This is a genomic window from Streptococcus mitis (assembly GCF_000960025.1).
GTDB classification, from domain to species: domain Bacteria; phylum Bacillota; class Bacilli; order Lactobacillales; family Streptococcaceae; genus Streptococcus; species Streptococcus mitis_DH.
Window position 1 is genome coordinate 510,089 of sequence record NZ_JYGQ01000004.1, and the last position, 20,266, is coordinate 530,354.

General features: G+C 38.4%; 13 protein-coding genes and 1 pseudogene. All 14 read right to left on the reverse strand.

Annotation, left to right across the window (positions count from 1 at the left end):
* Positions 1-103 precede the first annotated feature (103 nt).
* The 14 genes and pseudogenes from TZ91_RS10765 to glpO all read right to left on the reverse strand — a co-directional run bounded on the left by TZ91_RS10765 (position 104) and on the right by glpO (position 20,238).
* Entirely contained in the window at positions 104-5,221 is a 5,118-nt protein-coding gene (locus TZ91_RS10765; protein ID WP_033687565.1) for an SIALI-17 repeat-containing surface protein, read from the reverse strand.
* A gap of 102 nt (positions 5,222-5,323) precedes the next feature.
* Positions 5,324-6,574: a glycosyltransferase family 4 protein gene (locus TZ91_RS09420; protein ID WP_033687569.1), complete on the reverse strand. Its 1,251-nt coding sequence runs from the start codon at positions 6,572-6,574 to the stop codon at positions 5,324-5,326.
* Between the two features lie 3 nt (positions 6,575-6,577).
* Positions 6,578-8,164, reverse strand: a complete 1,587-nt coding sequence (locus tag TZ91_RS09425) for a glycosyltransferase family 52 (RefSeq protein ID WP_033687571.1) — start codon at positions 8,162-8,164, stop codon at positions 6,578-6,580.
* Positions 8,165-8,195: 31 nt separating this feature from the next.
* A complete protein-coding gene (gene rfbB, locus TZ91_RS09430) occupies positions 8,196-9,191 on the reverse strand; it encodes a dTDP-glucose 4,6-dehydratase (protein ID WP_033687573.1) in 996 nt (331 codons plus the stop codon).
* A gap of 21 nt (positions 9,192-9,212) precedes the next feature.
* Positions 9,213-9,986 (reverse strand): alpha-1,2-fucosyltransferase, encoded by a 774-nt coding sequence (locus TZ91_RS09435; RefSeq protein WP_033687574.1) that lies wholly within the window; start codon positions 9,984-9,986, stop codon positions 9,213-9,215.
* Positions 9,973-11,325: a dTDP-4-dehydrorhamnose 3,5-epimerase gene (locus TZ91_RS09440; RefSeq protein ID WP_033687576.1), complete on the reverse strand. Its 1,353-nt coding sequence runs from the start codon at positions 11,323-11,325 to the stop codon at positions 9,973-9,975. Before TZ91_RS09440 ends, TZ91_RS09435 begins: the two co-directional genes overlap by 14 nt.
* 217 nt (positions 11,326-11,542) lie before the next feature.
* Positions 11,543-12,811, reverse strand: a complete 1,269-nt coding sequence (gene dltD, locus TZ91_RS09445) for a D-alanyl-lipoteichoic acid biosynthesis protein DltD (protein WP_033687577.1) — start codon at positions 12,809-12,811, stop codon at positions 11,543-11,545.
* Entirely contained in the window at positions 12,804-13,043 is a 240-nt protein-coding gene (gene dltC, locus TZ91_RS09450) for a D-alanine--poly(phosphoribitol) ligase subunit DltC (RefSeq protein WP_000351967.1), read from the reverse strand. The genes dltD and dltC overlap by 8 nt, the downstream gene beginning before the upstream one ends.
* Positions 13,044-13,055: 12 nt before the next feature.
* A complete protein-coding gene (gene dltB, locus TZ91_RS09455) occupies positions 13,056-14,300 on the reverse strand; it encodes a D-alanyl-lipoteichoic acid biosynthesis protein DltB (RefSeq protein ID WP_045597612.1) in 1,245 nt (414 codons plus the stop codon).
* On the reverse strand, positions 14,297-15,847 hold the full coding sequence (dltA, locus tag TZ91_RS09460; RefSeq protein WP_033687579.1) for a D-alanine--poly(phosphoribitol) ligase subunit DltA: 1,551 nt from the start codon (positions 15,845-15,847) through the stop codon (positions 14,297-14,299). The genes dltB and dltA overlap by 4 nt, the downstream gene beginning before the upstream one ends.
* A gap of 20 nt (positions 15,848-15,867) precedes the next feature.
* Complete coding sequence (locus TZ91_RS09465; RefSeq protein WP_000813667.1) at positions 15,868-15,999, reverse strand: teichoic acid D-Ala incorporation-associated protein DltX; 132 nt, start codon at positions 15,997-15,999, stop codon at positions 15,868-15,870.
* 310 nt (positions 16,000-16,309) lie between these two features.
* Positions 16,310-17,487: pseudogene (locus tag TZ91_RS10295) on the reverse strand (ryptide export MFS transporter).
* Between the two features lie 150 nt (positions 17,488-17,637).
* Positions 17,638-18,342, reverse strand: coding sequence for an MIP/aquaporin family protein (locus TZ91_RS09475; protein WP_004255366.1), 705 nt, complete (start codon positions 18,340-18,342; stop codon positions 17,638-17,640).
* A gap of 69 nt (positions 18,343-18,411) precedes the next feature.
* Complete coding sequence (glpO, locus tag TZ91_RS09480) at positions 18,412-20,238, reverse strand: type 1 glycerol-3-phosphate oxidase (RefSeq protein ID WP_033687581.1); 1,827 nt, start codon at positions 20,236-20,238, stop codon at positions 18,412-18,414.
* Positions 20,239-20,266: the final 28 nt, after the last annotated feature.

Sequence of the window (20,266 nt, forward strand, 5' to 3'; positions counted from 1 at the left end):
TATAAAATGGAGAAGAGCAAAGTCTTCTCCAAATACATACTTTACCTCACTCAAGAGGTCTAGCAATCTATAACTAGAAACTCATTAAAATTTTGAACAAATTTTACTCATTATCCTTCTTACGAAGAACGATACTTAGACCACTCAAAATTCCAACAAATCCGAATGCTGCCAAGGCTGCGTTCGATTCCGTACCAGTATTTGGCAATTGAGCTACCTCAGTTGATGGAGCTGGATAAGTGTTTCCATCAGGATTGTAATTTGAAGGTACTGGTTTGTTCGGAACTGCCGGTGTTCCCGAATCTTCCGCCACAGGTACAGGTGGTTCTGGAGTCTCGTTTCGTTGAGGTGTTGGAGCTGGTTGTGGTGTAGGTGCAGGAGCTGGATTTGGCTCCGGAGTTGGAGTTGGACTTGGCTCTGGCTGTGGTTTTGGTTCTTCAGGAATCTTCAGCTCTGGAATCTCCACAGTTGGCGGATCTAACGGAACTACTCCACCTTCAAATTCTGGCACTTCAACTTTTGGAGCATCAATTTGCATTACATATTGGTAAACAATAGTAGTAACACCTTCTTTAACCAATCCTTTTTCTTCCACAGTATTTTTAAACTTATCACCTGCTGGAAGAACACGTTTCAATCGGAATGTCACTCCATCTACTTCAATAGTCTCAGGAGCTGTTACAACGTACTCTTCTCCTGTAGCTTTGTAAGTTGTTTCTTCTTTATCACCAGTAGTTGTAGTTGTCGCTTCAGCTACAATGACGTTGTTCTTAGCTACTACATCATCCGCAAGGAAGTTTTCATTAATATCTACGAATTTAACAACAACTGTTCCTTTTTTGTCTTTTGCGTAATCACGTACACTGTTTGGTTTATTTTGAGAGTATTTAACAACAACCGCTGAATCTTTTGATTCATGTGTTACAGTTAATTCATCTACCTTAGCTTTATCCACAGTGTAATCTTTGATTTCTGGTGACACTACTTCAACAATTTTTTGTTCTGGAGTCCAATCAGTTGTATACGTCACTTCACCAGTTCTACTGTTGATTTCGGCAGTTCTTGTGAAACGAGCACTTTGGTTAACTGGTGCACTTGCTTCTTGTCCTGCTTTTGGTCCATTTTCATAAACATAAGTGATATCACGTTTCACTTCTGTTAGTAAGCCTAAATCTTTGTAGGTGCGACCTTTTGGATCATTAGGAATCTTATCCTCTGGTTTTGGAGGATTTTGATTACCATCGTTAGGTTTAGTTGGATCTACTGGAATAATGTAGTCATATTGGTATACAACTGTCGTAGTTCCTTCTTTCACCTTACCTGTTTCTTCTAATACATTATTGTATTTATCAGAAACTGCGTAAATACCACTGTATTTATATTTCTTACCATTAGCTTCGATAACGTCTTTACGACTCTCTACAGTGCTGTATTCTTCATTTGTTGGTGTATAAGTAGTTTCTTCACGATTTGCATAGACTTTTGTCGTAGCTTTTTCTACTACTGCATTATCTTTAACAGTTACCGCTTCACTGATTTCATTTCCTTGAGCGTCTACATACTTAACAACTACAGAACCTTTTTTGTCTTTTGCTGCATCATGTTCGATAATTTCAGGATTTTCACGGTATTTAACAATTTCGCTACTGTCTTCAGATTCGTGCGTTACTGCTAATTCAGCTACTTTTTCTTTATCAACTGCATATTTATCGATTTTTGGTGACACTACTTCTGCAAGTTTTTGTTCTGGAGTCCACTCGCTTGTATATACTACCTCACCAGTTCTACTGTTGATTTCGGCAGTTCTTGTGAAGCGTGCATTTTGGTTAACAGGTGCACTTGCTTCATGTCCTGCTTTTGGTCCATTTTCATAAACATAAGTAATATTACGTTTAACTTCTTTTAGTACACCTAAATCTTTGTATGTACGACCTTTTGGATCGTTAGGGATTTTATCCTCTGGTTTCGGAGGAGTAGGAGTATTATCATTTGGTTTGTTTGGATCATCTGGTGTTCCGTTTTCTGGTTTCGGAGGCGTTGATGTACTATCATGTGGTTGTGGAGTATTGTCGTTAGGTTTAGTTGGATCCACTGGAATAACGTAGTCGTATTGGTATACAACTGTTGTGAGTCCTTCTTTCACCTTACCTGTTTCTTCTAATACGTTGTTGTACTTATCAGAAACTTCATACACTCCACGGAAGACATATTTTTTACCATCTTTAGTGATTGTATCAACTTTCTTCTCAGCGACATTGTAGTTTACATCATGTTCTGTTACTTCATCACGAGTCGATAGTACAACCTCTCCTGACTTAGTAGCGTATGTTTTCGTTGTTTTGACAACTGCATCTGTCACTACATTTTCTGCGTCTTTGATTTCATTACCATCAGCATCTACATACTTAACAACTACTGAACCCTTCGTTTCAGTTACTGTTGGTGTTATTTCCTCTTGTTTATCTAGAGTATAGTTGTAGATAACGTGTTGCTCACCTTCTGTTACATCCCCTGTCGCTGGGGCTGAATCAGATGTTTGCCCTACATATTTATAAACTAAACCTGTTGCTTCGTCTTTTAGAGTTGGGTATTGTTTATCAGTAGTGTCGTATTTTTCTGTAACTGTACGTTTTTCTTTACGTTCAGATACTTTTACACCTTTTGAGTAAGTTACATAAGTATCTTCATACTCTAAAGGAACATTATTTTTCACAACTTCTGTTTCTTTTAAGGTTTTTAACGTTCCATCTTCGTTGATCACAACGTGTTTCACATCAACAGAACCTGTTTTTGTAACTTCTGATTTAGACGGAGTTTTCTCTTCTTCACTTACTAGACGGTATTCGTAAACAACTTCTGTAGTTCCTTCTACGACTTTACCGCTAGCAGCTGGAGAACCTTGTTTTAGACCTACATACTCGTATGTAAATCCAGTATCAGCATCCACTAAGGTTGGATATTGTTTTGGTGTCGTGTCGTAGTTTTGTTCTACAGTTGCGATGTCTGTACGCTCATCAACTTTTGTTTCACCTGAATATAAGCTTACGATAGTTTTTGTTTCTAATGTAACATTATCTTTATCAGTTTCTGTTTTTAATTGTTTTCCATCAGTTGTGACGTACTTGATAACGACGCTACCTTGTTTAGTAGCCGTTGCAGTTCCCGCTTCTTCTTTTGTGATTTTTAAGTTGTAGTAATGAGTTACTACTGGTTTTTCTTCACCCATTACCTTGTAAGCGCGGATTGGTGTGATAATTTCTTTTTTAGTGAATGTCGCTGATTCAGTTGTTTCTGTACGAGTTCTTGTACCATTATCACCACTAATGATGTATTTATTTTCAGCAACAGTTTCTGTAGGAATATACTTTTCATCTGTTACTTTTGCATCTCCTGTAACTGTTACTGTACCGTCTGCAACAATTTCAACTTTTCCTTTATTAACTAACGTAGTTACAGTCGTTTCTTTATCAGGTTCAGTTTCCACTAATGGAATATAGTCATCTGGCTTACCAGTATAAACAGTGTACTCTTTAATTTTTTTAGTTGTTATAACATCAATGTAAGCGTGTGGAGAATAATCATCTGGAGTATATTTATATACTGTAGTCGTGTGGATTTCACTATATTTACCATCTTGAAGTTCTGTAGTGTCTGTTTTAGCTGCAGTAACCGATACTTCTCCAATAATTTCCGGAAAACCTGCTAACATTTTTTTGAATTTATCTTCAGAAGCAGATGAAATATACCCTGTATTAAGGTCTATAGGAGCATGCAAAACAAATTCCCCAGCACGTCTCCCAGTTTTTATCAATCCTAGTTCCACTTTCCCAGATTGGATATCATCTTCTAAAGTTTTTAGATGTGCATCTAAACGCGCTTTAGCCGCCTGAACTTTCTCTCTTTCAGTTGCATCTGTCGCTTTTCCTTCTAAGAACTCTAAAGCTTTATAATTAGCAACCGTATAATTTTTTAAAATATCTTTTAATGATGATTGAGATTTATTTAGTCTATAATCATAACTATATTCATCACCTGTTGCTAAATTTTGTACTTCAGACCCAGAATAACCAGTTCCAAAACCTAATAATGCGTAAGTAGGATCTTCGCTAGGTGTTTTTTCTACATCATCAGCAGTCCCATAAATTCCATCTGCGCCAGGTGTATAATAATGGTTGACTTTAGGTCCATCAAAAGTATAGTCGTCTACAATATAAGTTGAGAAATAGCCTCTGTCTTTCTTTGTTACTTCTATTTTTCCTTCTACTGAGAAAGTAATTGTTCCTTTTGTTATTTTCTTTACAGCCTTCCCTTGACCCACTGCATAGGTATCTTTATCAAGAACAAGAACTGTATCACCTTCTTGGAGCGTTACATTTTCTTTTATAAACTCTTTAGCGTCAGCCTGTCCGTCATTCCATTTTGTTACTGCATCTTCATCACTAGATACACCACCATCTGCTACAACGTACTTACCGTATTGTCCATCAGCTGTTTCTTCAACTAAGTAGACTTTGCCTTTTGTTTTGGTATAGTCAATCTCACCTAGTTTGTTGTGCATTCCTTCGGGAGATACTGCTGCTTCAATATCATTGAAACGAGTTTTATCATAAGTAAGCTTATCAGAACCTTCTACTTCAGATTTTCCAGCATACTCATAGACTTTACCGTTAGCTTCTACCGTATCTTTTTTTCCAGTATCTTTAGACACAACAGTTCCTGGTTGAGTCACAGTTGATTCACGGTAGTCTTTACCATCTGTATCGTAAGCAAGACCTTTTTTATCATAAGGAGTTTTTACAGTACCTGTTCCCGCTTCTACTGTTTCTGATTTTAGTAACGATTTATCAGAATCCAATTTGTAATTGACAGTTGCTTCTGATTTAACATTTAGAGTATCAGTACCATCAGCATCGCCTGTATTGCTGTTGGCTTTTGTCGGTTCAGCAGTTCCTTTTTCTAATACCGCATCTACTTTTACTGTTTTAGATGCATCTTTATCATCTGTAAAAGTTGTGGCTGATGTTGAAGCTACTTTCGATGTATCGGTCACCATTGTAGCAGTATCTGTACCATTAGAAGTAACATTAGCAGCTACTGGGCTTGCACCAACAGCTAAAGCCACACCTGTTGCCAAAATCGTTGCACCGATTAACTTGGAATCTGTTCGACCATCTTTATACTTACGAAGAGAAAATTTCTCCTGTCTATCAGTATGAAACATAAAACATCGCCTTCCTAAAATTTCATTGTTTTTTATATTTTGAATCTATAAAATGTGCGCTAAGAACTATAAAACTAAGAAAGTTTTACGCTTTCAATTATATCATATTTCTAAGGATAATACATACTTATACATATCCAGAATTTCCTTTTTTTGATAGGCCTTAGAGAATGTTGCTGACGAGTAACGACCTTCTTTTTGATAAGCAATGAGCCACAAGAGTAACTCCCCAATGTCACCAAATGTTGTGACACCTTTGGACTGACTCTTATAGTATCTATGAGCTAAATCTGTATCAGACAAAAGACAGATCAACCCCCTGGCAGATGCTTCTACAGCCGCATTAGCAAAGCATTCACTCATAGAACAAGAGAGATAGCCTTGGTGCTTTTCATAAGGGACCTCTTCTAGAAAACCTGCATAATGGACATTTGACGGCAAGTCTTTCTTGCTATAGCCATCTGGCAAATTGCCATAAATCGTCAACTGACTATCTGGCACTTGTCGAAAAGCCTCAATCGCCCAGGCACACCGTTTGATCATCGTCATATTGCCAACGATACACCAATCGGTGACTCTTGCATATTCTTTTTCCAAAACTCCATCCACAAACATTGGAGGTAAAAAGCGAACCTTTTCTTTCCCTATCAGATGCTCCAAAACTGGACTTGCAACAATATTTTGGCACCACCCTTGTAAGACAAACTTCATCATGGGATCTAGGATATTGTAGTGAGTATAAGCAAATAGCTTTCTTCCGGTATTTTGGAAAAACTTCCTCAATTGAAGAGGATATTCATTGACCATATCAATTATGAAGCTATCTTCCACTGTAGAATTGTTCGCTAGATAGAGACTAACTAACTGCCATTGAGTGTAGGTTTCCCCACTTCTTAGGTTTTGGTAAGAATGGTAATTTTCACTCACATCACCTTTTAGCAACTCCCCTTTACTATCATAGAGAGTAAAGAGATGTTCTTGATATTGAAAACGATACAGTAATTGAGAGGTATAACATTCTACATCTCCATTTTGATAATGAACGAGTCCTACATATCCATCTTTTGTGTACTCGACTTCACTGACATTAGCTAGTCCCTGAACAAATGCTTTCTCTACACTCGGCTTTTGTCTAGCCAAATCTGATTGATCAAAAATAACATGATAGAAGTTTTCAAAACCAAGTTTTTCCAATGTTTCTACAAAATTCGGTACAAAATTATCCAGATTTGTTAAAACAATTTCTTGCTCTACTTGCAGACTTTTAAAAATTTCTTGACGTGCCAATTGGCTTCTTTCAAAGCCATAAGTGCCTATAGGAACGCCTTCTTTTATTGTAAATACTTTCACCATAGTTTAGTCCAATACATCTTCCAATCTTAATCCACGACTTCTTGCTAGTCTTGCACGGAAAGCCATCCCTCGTTTATGACGTTCTGATAAACGATAGTAGGTCGTTGTGACATTTAAAACCAAAGCATTATCCTTGGTAACCATACGAGACCACAAATGCCAATCTTCAAACCCATCACACTTAGCATCATAGCCTCCTGCTTCATCATAGGCAGAGCGTTTAAAAATGACGGTTGAATGGTTAAAGACATTTTGATAAGCAAGCTCTAACCACAATTTTTCTCCTGATAAATGATGAGATTGATTCCGTTTAATTTTATCTGTTATAGCATCTTCTTCTGCGACGACTCTAGCTCCTATAAGATCTAATTGAGGATTTTTCTCTAACTCCTGCAAGAGAAAATCGAGATGCCAAGGCATCCATACATCATCCGCGTCTTGTCTAGCTACATAAGTCGTTTGAGACAGGCTGACTCCACGATTCAAGGTTTCTGAAATCCCTTTATGATCTTCCCTAATATACTGTATTCGCTCGTCTACTAGATATGGCTTACATACTTCCTCTGTATTATCTGTCGAACCATCATCTACAATTAACAGTCGAAAGGCTTGATGGGTTTGATTTAAAACAGAATCAATCGTTTGACTAATGGTTTCAGCTCCATTATAGACAGGCATGACAATATCAACAGGTGTGTCCGATTGAGATACATTTTGATAGGGCACACCTAGTTTTGCAAAAACATTTGATTCATGAGTTGTTAAAAAAGTCCGATACCCATGAACTGATACACCCTCTATATCTTTGACCAACAAAAGCGAAGTTGAGTAAAAACCATGTACCTCAACGAACTCATACTCCTCTAGCAAAAGATAAATTTCTTCTTCAAAGCAAAATCTAGTTTCTTTCAATTTATCTTGATAGGGATTTAAAGGCACTCTTGGATGGGGATAGTAGTAATCAATCTTCTGTTCATCTAAAACTTTAGCAGTCAATTTTTGAGTAAGTTCCAAATCTTCCTGATAAAGGAGAGAGCCTAAAAATTGCCCCAGAAAAATGCTTATTTTCTTACCATTTTTAGCCCTATGAAAATGACTTGGTTCAAGATGAAGCTTTAGAAAAACCTGCTTCTCTTTTGGGAAGAGGATACAGTCCTCAAATACCGTATAATGTCTATTTGATAAAGACATAACCTCTCTCAAGGTAAAGTTTGTATAAGGAATGCCCCTCTCAAGATTTTGTGTATAGAGATTGAGAGGTACAATGGAAGTACTACCATCATCAAAAGTACACAAATTCATTGTACTGGGATTAAAGATGCTAAGAGCTACAGGATTGTCTAAGCTTGCTAGATAGAGATTACTGATGGCCCTGTCTTTTAAGGCTTCCTGAATATCATTGAAGACTGTCTTTCCTTCTAAAACAAGGACTTCCTTACAAAATTCCTCCATCCGTTCAGCATAAAAATCCTGTCTCGAATCATTTGACATCTTTAGATAAATCCCGATAAAGTCTTCTGAGACAGTCTGTACAACTTCTTTAGCGACTAAAACCTGGAAGGGAGACGAACAAAAAATTATATTCTCCAAATTTAACTCCTCATAACATTCTTACAAACTCTTACTTAGCATCTTGCTTTTGTGCAATCATCTCTTGCCACCAATCTTCATGTTCTTGATACCAATGGATAACTTCTTTTAAGCCTTTATCAAAATCCACGTAGAGAGGTGTAAAACCTAATTCAGTATATAACTTACTAGCATCAATTCCATAACGAAGGTCGTGTCCTGGTCTATCTGCTATATACTTGAAATCTTCCTGAGATTTTCCTAACTGCAACAAGATTTTCTGTAAAACTTCAACATTCGTTCGCTCATTATTTACACCAATCAAGTAGGTCTCACCAATAACGCCCTTATCAATAATGGTGTCAATAGCTCGACAATGATCTTTGACATGAATCCAGTCACGAATATTCAGTCCTGCTCCATATAGGACTGCCTGCTGTCCAGTTAAAAGATTGGTGATTTGTCTTGGAATAAATTTCTCAGGATTTTGATAGGGTCCATAATTGTTTGAACAATTGGAAATTGTCGCCCTGACTCCAAAAGAACGAACCCAAGCTTTTACCAATAAATCCGCAGAGGCTTTTGTAGCAGCATAGGGAGAACTTGGATTGTACTGCGTTTTTTCAGTAAATTTATCCTTACTTTCTAATGGAAAGTCCCCATAAACCTCATCTGTCGAAATATGGTGGAAGCGGATATCATACTTCCTAGCTAACTCTAAAAGATTGTGCGTCCCGACGATATTACTTTTCACAAAAACAGATGTATCATGCAAAGACTTATCATTAAAAGATTCCGCAGCAAAATGAACAATCAAATCAACTCCTTCATCGATATGGTTGCTTAATTCCAACTCATTTGCGATATCCAGTTTATAAAACGATACCCTATCATCCAATAAATCTTCGATTGTTTTCATCGAAGAGGCGTAAGTCAGATTATCCAAAATCGTAATTTGAATATCCTTATAAGTCTCTTTTAGGTATCGAACAAAATTTGAACCAATGAAACCAGCTCCACCAGTCACAACGATATTTTTATATTTCATCTATTTTACCTTTAACACATTTTACTCAAAGCCAGTACGGTCAACACTTACAACTTCCCAGTCTCTTGTATCCGCAATTTGTTTCCCATTTTGTTCAAGTAAAGTATTAAAATCAGGAACAAACACTTTTACAAAAGGCTTTGTCAGTCTTAAAATATAGCCTACCCAGTAACAATAAGTTGAATTGGGACAAATGAAATACTTGTTACAGCTATACAGTTGTAAAAAGTTATCTTGAATATCCTGCTCCTCAACTATAATCGGATTTTCAAAATGGTACTGAGAATGTAGAAAGGGTACCAATTCTTCACGACACCAGGAAACATCATCTGAAGTAATTCGGATAGTTAAATGTTGAAAATCAGCCCCTTCAATGTCTGCTATCTTGTCTAAACAATAACAGATATACAACTGTGAGTTATAACCGTAATTTTTTCTATTTCGTTCATTTAGAAAATCCGTTCTTCTGATAGCAATTGTCACATTTTTCTCTTCAAATTGAGCGGAAGCAGCTACTACTGGTTCAATCAAATACTCTCTACAAAAAGAGTCCAATTCTTCTGAAGAATAGTCAACACCTGCCTCTTGAAAATAACCAAAATCTTCTAATTCGATACCATTTGCTTTTGAAAATAAGACAGCGGTTTTTGGAAAAAAGGTTTGGGCAAACTGAAAATATCCTGTTCGTAAGACATAACTTTCCTCATAGCCCATCATCCGATCTCTATGCGCTTGTAGTAGAAGATAGAGCAAATTTCCTAGTTGAAAACCTCTATTATTTTCATAAATTTTCAAGATTAAAATCTCCTTCTTGCTTTTTAAAGTATCGTCCTAAAGTAGAATTGTCAGGATTTTTTAATAAATTCTTTATTTGTCTACCTGTCAAAATTTCAGACTTATCAATACCCAGCTTCACTCCGTCAATTCTATTTAAATTCGCCATCAGATGACTGACTAAATCATTTATTGCCGTCACTTGATAGCACATTTCATCAGGATAAATATCAGAAATTGGCTCTAAATCCCTCAACAGTTCATCAGGCAGAGGCTCTACTAGAGACCACAGCTGATCATTTACTTTTTGATAATATTTTTCTAACTCAGGCTTGTCCAAAATAATATCATGTGAAATATAAGTCCATTGTCTAGAAAGTAAATCATTGATAAAGCCCTTTTTCAGTGTCTTTCCATATAAGGTGTCCATAATATAAATAGTGTTCTTATTTTGATGAGCCTCAATCACGCCATTATATATCTTTTGATGAATAGCGCTATATCTGGAATCACTATCAAATACAGACTTCGTAGATACTAAAATCATATGAGCTGTCTGAATCTTTTTTAGGACATTTACTAATTTCTCTATTTCCGCATCATCGTTTTTCAAACTTAAATTGGTTAATAATTTTTCTGATGACGGAGCAGTACAAATAACCACATCATAAAAATCTTTCAAAGCTTCTTCAATATTATTTCTATTGAAACAACTTAAATCAATATCAGATTGCTTCCTTAATGTATCAAATAAAACTTTCCCAACTGCACCCGTTGAGCCAATTAAGGCCACTTTCTTCTTGCTTGATTCAATTATTTCAAGAACTTCTTTGAAAGATTTAGCAGCTTGGTCTTTTTCAGAAATGATTGGTTTTGAAAGAGAATCCCACGACAAATGAGCGTCTTTGTCTAATGGTGTAATACCTAAATAGTTTTTATGTGGATCATAATAGTCAGCAACCAGGTAATTCAATATCCCATTGTTAACTAACGACTGTGCACCATTAGCAACTCCGCCAGGGACAAAAACAGCCCTACCAGGTTTGACATCTATCACATCTACAGATTTGTAAGTTGGAGAATCTATCCGCAAATCGATAAAAATCATTTTGAAAGTCCCATAGGCTACTGTCATCAATTTTTCATAGCCCTGACAATGCATCCCTCTAATAACTCCCTGCTTTGAGACAGACACATTATTTTGAAGTTTATGGTGAAAGAATGATTCTGGCACTCCATTTGCAAGCAAATCTTTCTTTCGCCAATTCTCTAAAAAATAGCCACGCTCATCATGATGAAGAGGACTTTCAAACACCAACAAACCTTGAATCTGTACTGAAATAGTTCTATCTATATCCATCTTTTCCCCTCTATATTGTAATGCATCCACACTAAAGCTATTTTCATTATGTTTCTTAAATTATACCACTATATGAGTTCTCTAGCCAGATGAAGGTCATTCTTTTTAACCGCCAATATCTATAACTACACATTTTTATTAGTAAAAAGAAAAACCCTAAAAATCAGACTAATTGTCTAACTTTTAGAGTTAAATCGTTTATTATTTTATAATTCGTCTATTGAAATTCCTTGACATCTCCATCATAAGTCGCCCAGTCTTGACTGAAAAAGCGCTCATTCAGATGGTAAGTCGGAGCTGGGGTGGGATTGGATAGGAAGGGATCAACGGCCTTATCAAATGCCAACCAACCTAACCAACCAAGGTGAATGGTATCCTTCATAAAGAAAGCTTCCCCACCGTCATTAGAAAAATCTGCTATATTGGTAAACCCTTGACTTTCTAACTGGTAGCGAATCTTCTGCACCGTTTGTTGGTACATATCTTCTCGTAAACCAGCATAGTCCATCCATTTTTTATTAACAGGTGGAATGATAAAAATCGGGTTTACCTTGGATTTAGAAAACTGTGTCAACACTAACTGCAAGTCATTATATTCTGGCGACTTGAGATAGGTAAAGCTTTTCTGAGAATCCTTTAATTTCTTCAAATCCTTCTTAATCTGCGTATTATAGAAATAATTTTCCATTCCCAGATCATTATTGGAAGTATTCTTTTCTGCATCTGCTTTAACAACATCTTCTATGGCTTGATAAGAAAACTGGTCTGGCAAGGTCTTTAAATACTTAACTACATGCTTATCATAATTGACATAACCTCTAACTGAAAACTGACCAAAAAAGGAAGCTTGACGTTCATTAAACCGAGCCAATAATTCAATCATTTCATTGTCTGCAGACGACAATTCTTCTTTACTTGCCAACTTCTGAACCAAGTCCTTCATAGCTACGTTTGGGAACTGCTGCAGTAAGCGAGTCGCTGCATATTGACTAGCCTGATCTCCAGATTGATGTTCCAGAAAACTGGTCAACTGGTCTCCATTAAAATACTGCTGAAAGGCTGCTGGCTCATAGCCATTTTTACTAAACCACTGGGGCGAGATAACATATACAACTTGTTTATTCTCCAGTTGTGGCAACATCTGTTGCATCCCAAAATACTGATTGAGCGAGGCAGCTCCCCTCTGTCCTAAAAGATAAGGACGGTAGGAGCGATTGTATTTCTCAGCCAATACCGCAGGATGGGCACCGTCAAAACGAAGCCATTCACTGGAGCCAAAGAAGGGAACAAAACGCATATTTGGATCAGATAGTGCTCTGACCTTTTGACTTCGCTCCTTAAAACTATCGATAGTAGTAGCCACCGCCGAACGCTTTTCAGCCCCCAGATCATGGCTCATCTCAGCAGGATAGAAAAAGATAAGCAGAAAAACCAACAAACCAGCTATCAAGACCGGTCCGAAGATCATCCATAAGCGTTTAAGCATTTTGTAGCTCCACAATACCAGCTATGATTTTATTGGCTGTATTCCAGTCGTCGCGACCAAACTCTGTTACAGGGACACGAATGTCAAAACGGTTTTCAATCTCCACAATCAATTCAACCGTTCCCATACTATCTAAAACACCTGCATCAAAAAGATCTTCATCCATCATGTCAGAAACATCTTCCATAAACAACTCATCAATAATTTCGATAACTTCTGATTTGATATCCATATTTTATTTCCTTTATTTTTTAAACCATAAATCATTCAAAAATCCAGAAAAGATTAAGAATGACAGCATGACGACATGGAAAGTGACAACCATGCCAAGCAACTGAATCCAGCGATTCTCAGGTAGAGCAGGCTTCCCTGCTTTTTTCCGTTCCTTATTGAGCGTTTTTTTCTTACGAATCCAAGCATCATTAATGACCAATCCTAATCCATGAAAGAGTCCATAGGCGATATAGTACCAAGTCACGCCATGCCAAAATCCCATAATCAGCATATTTACAATGTAGGCCACACTTGAGGTTACATTACGGTTTTTAAAGACCTTCTTTCTAGTCAACACCATGACCATTCGCATAAAGACAAAGTCACGGAACCAGAAGGACAGACTCATATGCCAACGATTCCAAAATTCCTTTAAATCCCTTGATAAAAAGGGCTTATTAAAGTTGATAGGGCTACGAATTCCCATCAAATTTGAAATGGCTAAGGCAAACATAGAATAGCCTGCAAAGTCAAAGAAAAGCTCTAGGCCAAAGATATACATGACTGCCAAGGCATAGTGGTTAAAGAAGCCACCTGACTGCAGGGCTAGATTCTTCAGAGGAGGGAGTAAGGTCTCTCCTAAAATATGAGCTAGGATAAACTTGTACAAAAATCCCCACATGATATAGCGAACGGATGCATCCAGCATATCCATCAACTCATCCCTCTCAGGAATGGTCTGATAATTTTCATTAAAACGCTTAAAGCGATCGATTGGACCACTTGAAAAAGTCGGCATGAAGAGAAGGAAACGGAGGAATTCCCAGAGGGTAAAATCCTTAATCACTCCATCTCTCAGCTCGATGATAATCCCAACGGAACGAAAGGTCAGGTAAGAAATTCCCAAAAATCCAAGCAAAGACTGCGTTCCATTGATAGCTGGCTGCACCTTGACAAAGATAATCGGAAGGAGGGACAGAAAACTAACTAGGTAGAAGACCCACTTGCTATCCTTACTTTTTCGATAATGCTTGTAGAAGAGTACGAGCAATATTTCCCAGCAAAGGTAAATACTCAAGGCAGCCAATTGATTGGTCTTCCCACCCACCAACATGGTGACGATAAAGAAGAGGCTAACCAGCACTTCATACCAGGCAAAGCGTTTCTTGAAAAAGAGGCCGATAAAGATGGGCAAGGTCGCAGCAATCACATAGACAAAATACTGAGGATTGCCGTATGGCTCTAAATGAGGAAGCTGTTGAAAGAACTCCATCATCTCTTATTCACCTCGTTAATCAATCCTTTGATGTCAATCTTTCCATTTGGAGTCAGTGGCAAACTGTCTCGATAAAGGAATTTAGATGGCATCATGTAGGACATCATGATATCTGTTAAATCTTCCTTGATAGCCTTGGTAATATCAATATCTCGCTCAAACTGCTCACGAACACCGTCCTTCAAGATGACATAAGCCAATAGATTTTGCACCTTGTGGTCTTTATTATAACGTGGCACAGCTACAGCAGACTCGATAAAGCGAGACTTATTGAGGTTTTGAGAGACATCTTCTAGCTCAATGCGGTAACCGTTGAACTTAATCTGGAAGTCCATGCGTCCGCCGTAGAGAAGTAAGCCCTCATCTGTCATGGTTCCCACATCGCCTGTGTGATAGGCTGGCAGACCTTCAAACTCAAAGAAGGCTTCTGCCGTTTTTTCAGGATTGTTCATATAACCTTTTGAAACGGCTGGTCCAGAAACAATGATTTCTCCCTGTTCGCCATTTGGCAATTTATTGCCTTCCTCGTCAATGATAAAGGTTGGAGAATCAGCCTTGGTATAGCCGATTGGTAGGCGTTTGAGAGTCGCCAACATCTCGTCTGTCACAGCAACAGCTGACAAGGCTACTGTCGCTTCTGTTGGACCGTAGGCATTGATAATATGGGCATTCGGGAAACGCTCACGTAGTTTTTGAGCCGTTTTAACCGTCAATTCTTCACCATCAAAGTAGAAATGCGTGATACCAGGCATTTTCTCACTGTTGAAGTCTTCAGACAACATGGCCATATCTGCAAAAGAAGGGGTTGATGTCCAGATAGCAATCGGCAATGAAAAGATGGTCGCAAAGAGTTGCTTAAAGTCCTGAGTAATAGCTGAAGGGAGGGCAAAAAGTGTACCACCCAGTGCCAAGGTCGGTACCCAGTACATGACAGACAAATCAAAAGAATAAGGTGGCTGAGCCAGCATTTGCGGACGACTTGGCGTCGCAAATTCCTTGTCCGTAATCATCCAATTAGTAAAGCTGAGGAGGTTATCATGGGAAATCTGCACTCCTTTAGGCTTACCAGTCGTACCAGAAGTAAAGATAATGTAGTAGTTATCATCGCCCTTGACTGGATGCGTGATCTCATAGCTAGTCCCTTGAGCAAAGGCTTCTTGAACCTGAGCTAGAGTCATCATTGGCGTAGAAACCTGCTCTAATGGAAAGTCTGAGATGGCAATAATCAAACTTGGCTCCGCTACTTCTAAAATAGCTGAAACTCTCTCCAAAGCCGAATGGCTATCAATGGGAATGTAGGCATGGCCTGACTTAGTCAGAGCAACAAAAGTTGCCAACATTTCATACTCTTGGCCACCAAAAACGACCACAGGAGACTTCTTAGGCAAGCCTAGTTGGTCAATGGCTGCAGCCAAACTATCCGAATCAGCCTTCAAATCTCCATAAGTGTGTTCCTGACCCAAAACATTATAAACAGGATAGCTAGGTTGGGTCTGAGCAAAATGCTCAATGGTTTCAATCATATCTGCTATTGGTTTATTTGACACAATAGGAATTCTCCTTCAAGTTAAAATTCATTATAGATAAAGCTTCCTTGACCCTGACCAAGATAGCTAAAGAAGTAAAGCAGCCCTAGAAAGATAAGAAAATATAAGGCTGTCCGACCAAGAAAGAGGTACAATTCTTTTCTCTGTTTCATCAAGAAAAACCATTCATTTCTGTAATTTTTGCTAAATAAGATAGACTCTTACTATAGTATTTTTCTACCATTGTACCACTTTATAGGCTAGTTTTTCAATTGTTTACCGTACATTTTCACTAGATTTCAGCTTATTTTAAGGATTATGTGGTTTTTCTATGTATATTTTAAATAGAGTGAGGCTGAGCAAAAACTCAATTTCAGTAGAAAATGAAGTAAATCTTCCTATAATAAAACACACAATATCAAGTTTTTTCAACACCCGATACTATGCGCTTTTCTAATTTTTCAAGACTTTTTAACTAGTCTCTCACCTAAAATAATCTCGTCTGATATAAATTAAAATAGCTTCTATCATCAGACAAATGGCTGATAGCCAAAAACTGATGCTAATACCAAAATTCTCAGTAATATAGCTCATTAGCAAAACAAATACTGAAAATGCTAGTGTCGAAATCACTTCCAGAACGGAATAGACATTAACCAAGTTATTTTCCTCTACTGTTTCCTGAAGAAATACACTTTCAGGAACTTCTTTTAGCTGCGATAACATACCAACTAAAGCTGAAAATACTAAAAACATCTGTGCATTTGGAAAAAATAGAATAGTCAGTGTCACTATTGCCATGGCTATAAGAGAAAAAGAATACTTTCCCATTTAGCAGCGAGGAACTTTTCAGATAGCCTAAAAGCAATTAAGCCACTAATTATAATACCAATAGAGTATGCTGTATTAGAATATCCCCAGTAACTTTCCGTTTTATTTAATAACTCAGTTACAAAGACAAGTATGATAGACGAAACCCAAATTGTATTTGAGAAAATTTCAAATAAATTTGCTGATACAAAAAGTCTTAATCTAGGATCTCTAGCAACTAACTTCCAACCTTTGAGCAAAACTTCAAGATTAGTTTCTGACTCTAACACCTCCACTTCAGCGTTAGGCAGAAATAACATCAGAAAGCTAGAAATGATATACAATATTAAAATGATAAACGTGGTAGGTAACAGACCAATTGTTGCAAACAAGAGTCCACCCAACCCCCACCCTACCAATTGAACAGCTTCACCAGTCATTGATAAGGCTGAGTTAGCCTTGCCCAAATCAGTCGCATAGCGCGGCACAATAGCATAGGAAACAGGTGCTGCAAAACCATCTAATATGGAAATTGCCACAACAAATAGATAGGTTACCAGAGGCGCTACGGATTGCATTACGGTAAACATTCCTACCAGTATCGCCAATAATATAGTCTTTCCAAATTGGGATAAAGATAAAACCCTATTTAGCGCTATCCTTTTAGTAACTAAAGGAACTAAAAGACTCGCAACAAAAGAGGATATCCCTATTAAAATGGGAACTAGTGATGTGGCAATTACTGATTTTGAAATAATGTATATGTTAGCAATGATTGTTACTCTAAAGAAAATATCTGCTAAATTTGCAAACAATTGAGAGACTAACAATTTGATAAATGAATTAGACATATAGCTCTCCTATCTTAGTTGCCAACTTTAGAATTAACATTTGATTTTTAATATTTTAGCATAAAATAGCAGAAAACAAAAGTGAGATTTTTCACATAAAAAAGCCTGAGATACTTATCTCAAGCTCTATCAACATAATTGTTTTCTAGATTAGAAAAGCGAGAATACAAGCACGGCCAAGGCTGCACCGATAACAGGTCCCACAACAGGAATCCAGGCATAAGACCAGTCTCCGTCTCCCTTGTTTGAAATTGGAAGGATACTGTGCATGATACGAGGTCCAAGGTCACGCGCAGGGTTCAAGGCATAACCTGTTGTCCCACCTAGTGATAGACCGATACCGACAATCAAGGTCCCCACTGCAAAGGTTCCGATTCCTGCTTGAAGGTCATAAAGTCCCAAAGCAAAGATTGTCAATACCAATACAAAGGTGCCAAGGATTTCGCTAATCAAGTTTGATACAGTATCTTTGATGGCTGGTCCAGTACTGAAGGTTGCCAGGATATTTCCTGCATTTTCTTCTGCCTCATAGTGAGGTTTGAATTGCAACCAAACCAAAATCTGACCCAGCATAGCCCCTGCGAACTGGGCTAAGATATAAGGCAAAACAGAAGCCCAAGGCAAGTCACCTTTTAAAGCTACACCAATTGTCACAGCTGGGTTTAAATGAGCTGGACTGAGCTTGCCAGATACAAAGACTGCAACCGCAACTGCAATCCCCCAACCCATAGTAATCACAATCCAACCTGAGCTGTTGCTCTTGGTTTTAGGAAGAACCACACCTGCAACAACACCATTTCCTAGAAGAATCAGGATTAAAGTTCCCAAAAATTCTCCAAATAATTCATTCATCATCTTTCTATCTCCATTAAAAAGAAGGGGCGGGCGACAAGGATTATTGCCCGCCGCCTCTTTTATTTTTTCTTAATTTTTTAATTCTGCTAAATCGTTGTTAGCGAGAGCCGATTCGACATCCGCACGGTAGCCTGCTTTTTCTTCTTCTGACCAATCATAGAATCGTCCCATTTCATCCAAAACTGGCTCAACGATGCTATCCAAGCTATCACGCATAAAGAGCATGTGGTTGGTACGACGAAGAAGGAAGTCAACTGGGCTAAGAGCCAACTCATTGCGCATTGCATAGTGAAGGGACAAGGTGTCTGCCAAGCTGAGTCCTGGTGCTTGTTCCAAACTATGAGCAAGAGCAAAGACCTTCGGTGCATTTGAACCGTAAAGATTTGCTAGGTAATGAGCTTCCTTGCTATCCAAACCACGTGACACTCCAAGTTGCGCAAAGGCTTCGATTTCTGAGTCCACATTTGCTGGGTTCAATTCCCCACCTGAAACAGGGTAAGTCTTAGAATTGATGAGTTTAAAGCTACGGTCAAATTCTGATTTGAGGATGTCAACCACGCGCTCCATAGCTCCTTCAGCCATCTTACGGTAGTCTGTGATTTTACCACCAGCAAGGGTCAAGAGACCATTATCATCTCGGTCCAAGCTAGAACCACGAGAAACTGCAGATGGGTCCAAATGTTTCTCAGAGGTACTGCTTTCAAGCTTGCTGACAGCAGACTCAACATCTTCACGTGTTTTTTCTTTAGAGAGATAAGATTCAACAGTCGCAATCAAGTTGTTAAAGCTTTCATCACTGATGGTTCCGTTATTTCCTCCATTGTAGTCAGAAGCGCTATTGCCTGCGATCAATGGACGAAGACCTGCCCAGCTACTCTCAATGTCAGCAACTGTAATATTCGCTTCTGGGAAGCGGTTGTTGACAATACCAAGTAGGTAATCTACATCTTCTTGAGTTACTTTTGGATGTTCCAAATCACCTGTGTAGTCTGTATCAGTTGTACCAAAGTAGGTCTTGTTTTCACGTGGGAGAACAAAGACCATACGACCGTCACCCAAACCTGTGTCAAAGTAAACTGGCTGTGAAACCTTGATCTTGCTTGAATCCACGACTAGGTGAACTCCCTTAGTTGGACGCATTTGTGAGAATTGGGTTCCCATATTAGACAAATTGCGCACCTTGTCGCTCCAAGGACCTGTTGTGTTAATCACCAGACGGGCCTTTATTTCAAAGACTTGGTCTGTCAAGAGATCACGAGCTACAATACCTGTAATCTTGCCACTTTCGTCAAAGAGGAAGCCTTCTGCCTTCACATGGTTGGCAATGAGGGCACCGTCTTGGTTGGCACGTTTAATATTTTCAATTACGAGACGCGCATCGTTGTTACGGAAGTCAAGGTAAACCCCACCTCCTACCAAACCTTCTTTCTTCAAGTTTGGCTGGCGTTCCAAAACTTCTTCCTTGCTCAAGACCTTGTTAGCAGCTGGGGTGTTGTTAACTCCTGCCAAGAGGTCGTACAAGTCCATAGCTACTTTCAGACGGAAGAGGCTAAAGGTCGCTCCATCTTCATCGTAAACTGGCAAGAGCATTGGATCTGGTTTTGGAATATGTGGAGCGATTTGTTGAACCACTGCACGTTCTGAAACAGTATCTGAGACTACTTCTACGTCAAATTGTTTGAGGTAGCGAAGACCTCCGTGAACCAATTTAGTTGAACGGCTGGATGTTCCTTCTGCGAAGTCCTGCATTTCAATCAAACCAGTCTCAAGACCGCTAGCTGCCGCCTGCAAGGCTACACCAGCCCCTGTGATTCCTCCACCAATAATCAAGAGGTCTAGGGTACGTTCCTGCATTTTTTTAATTGATAATTCACGTGTTTTCTTTGAAAATTCCATATTTACACACTTTCTAACTAAGTCGCTT

Bases quoted from the DNA above. Each gene is read 5' to 3' on its own strand.
- TZ91_RS09475 (WP_004255366.1), bottom strand. From the start codon at position 18,342: ATGATGAATGAATTATTTGGAGAATTTTTGGGAACTTTAATCCTGATT.
- dltB (WP_045597612.1), bottom strand. From the start codon at position 14,300: ATGATGGAGTTCTTTCAACAGCTTCCTCATTTAGAGCCATACGGCAAT.
- TZ91_RS09440 (WP_033687576.1), bottom strand. From the start codon at position 11,325: ATGGATATAGATAGAACTATTTCAGTACAGATTCAAGGTTTGTTGGTG.
- dltC (WP_000351967.1), bottom strand. From the start codon at position 13,043: ATGGATATCAAATCAGAAGTTATCGAAATTATTGATGAGTTGTTTATG.
- dltD (WP_033687577.1), bottom strand. From the start codon at position 12,811: ATGCTTAAACGCTTATGGATGATCTTCGGACCGGTCTTGATAGCTGGT.
- TZ91_RS09465 (WP_000813667.1), bottom strand. From the start codon at position 15,999: ATGAAACAGAGAAAAGAATTGTACCTCTTTCTTGGTCGGACAGCCTTA.
- TZ91_RS09420 (WP_033687569.1), bottom strand. From the start codon at position 6,574: ATGGTGAAAGTATTTACAATAAAAGAAGGCGTTCCTATAGGCACTTAT.
- TZ91_RS10765 (WP_033687565.1), bottom strand. From the start codon at position 5,221: ATGTTTCATACTGATAGACAGGAGAAATTTTCTCTTCGTAAGTATAAA.
- glpO (WP_033687581.1), bottom strand. From the start codon at position 20,238: ATGGAATTTTCAAAGAAAACACGTGAATTATCAATTAAAAAAATGCAG.
- rfbB (WP_033687573.1), bottom strand. From the start codon at position 9,191: ATGAAATATAAAAATATCGTTGTGACTGGTGGAGCTGGTTTCATTGGT.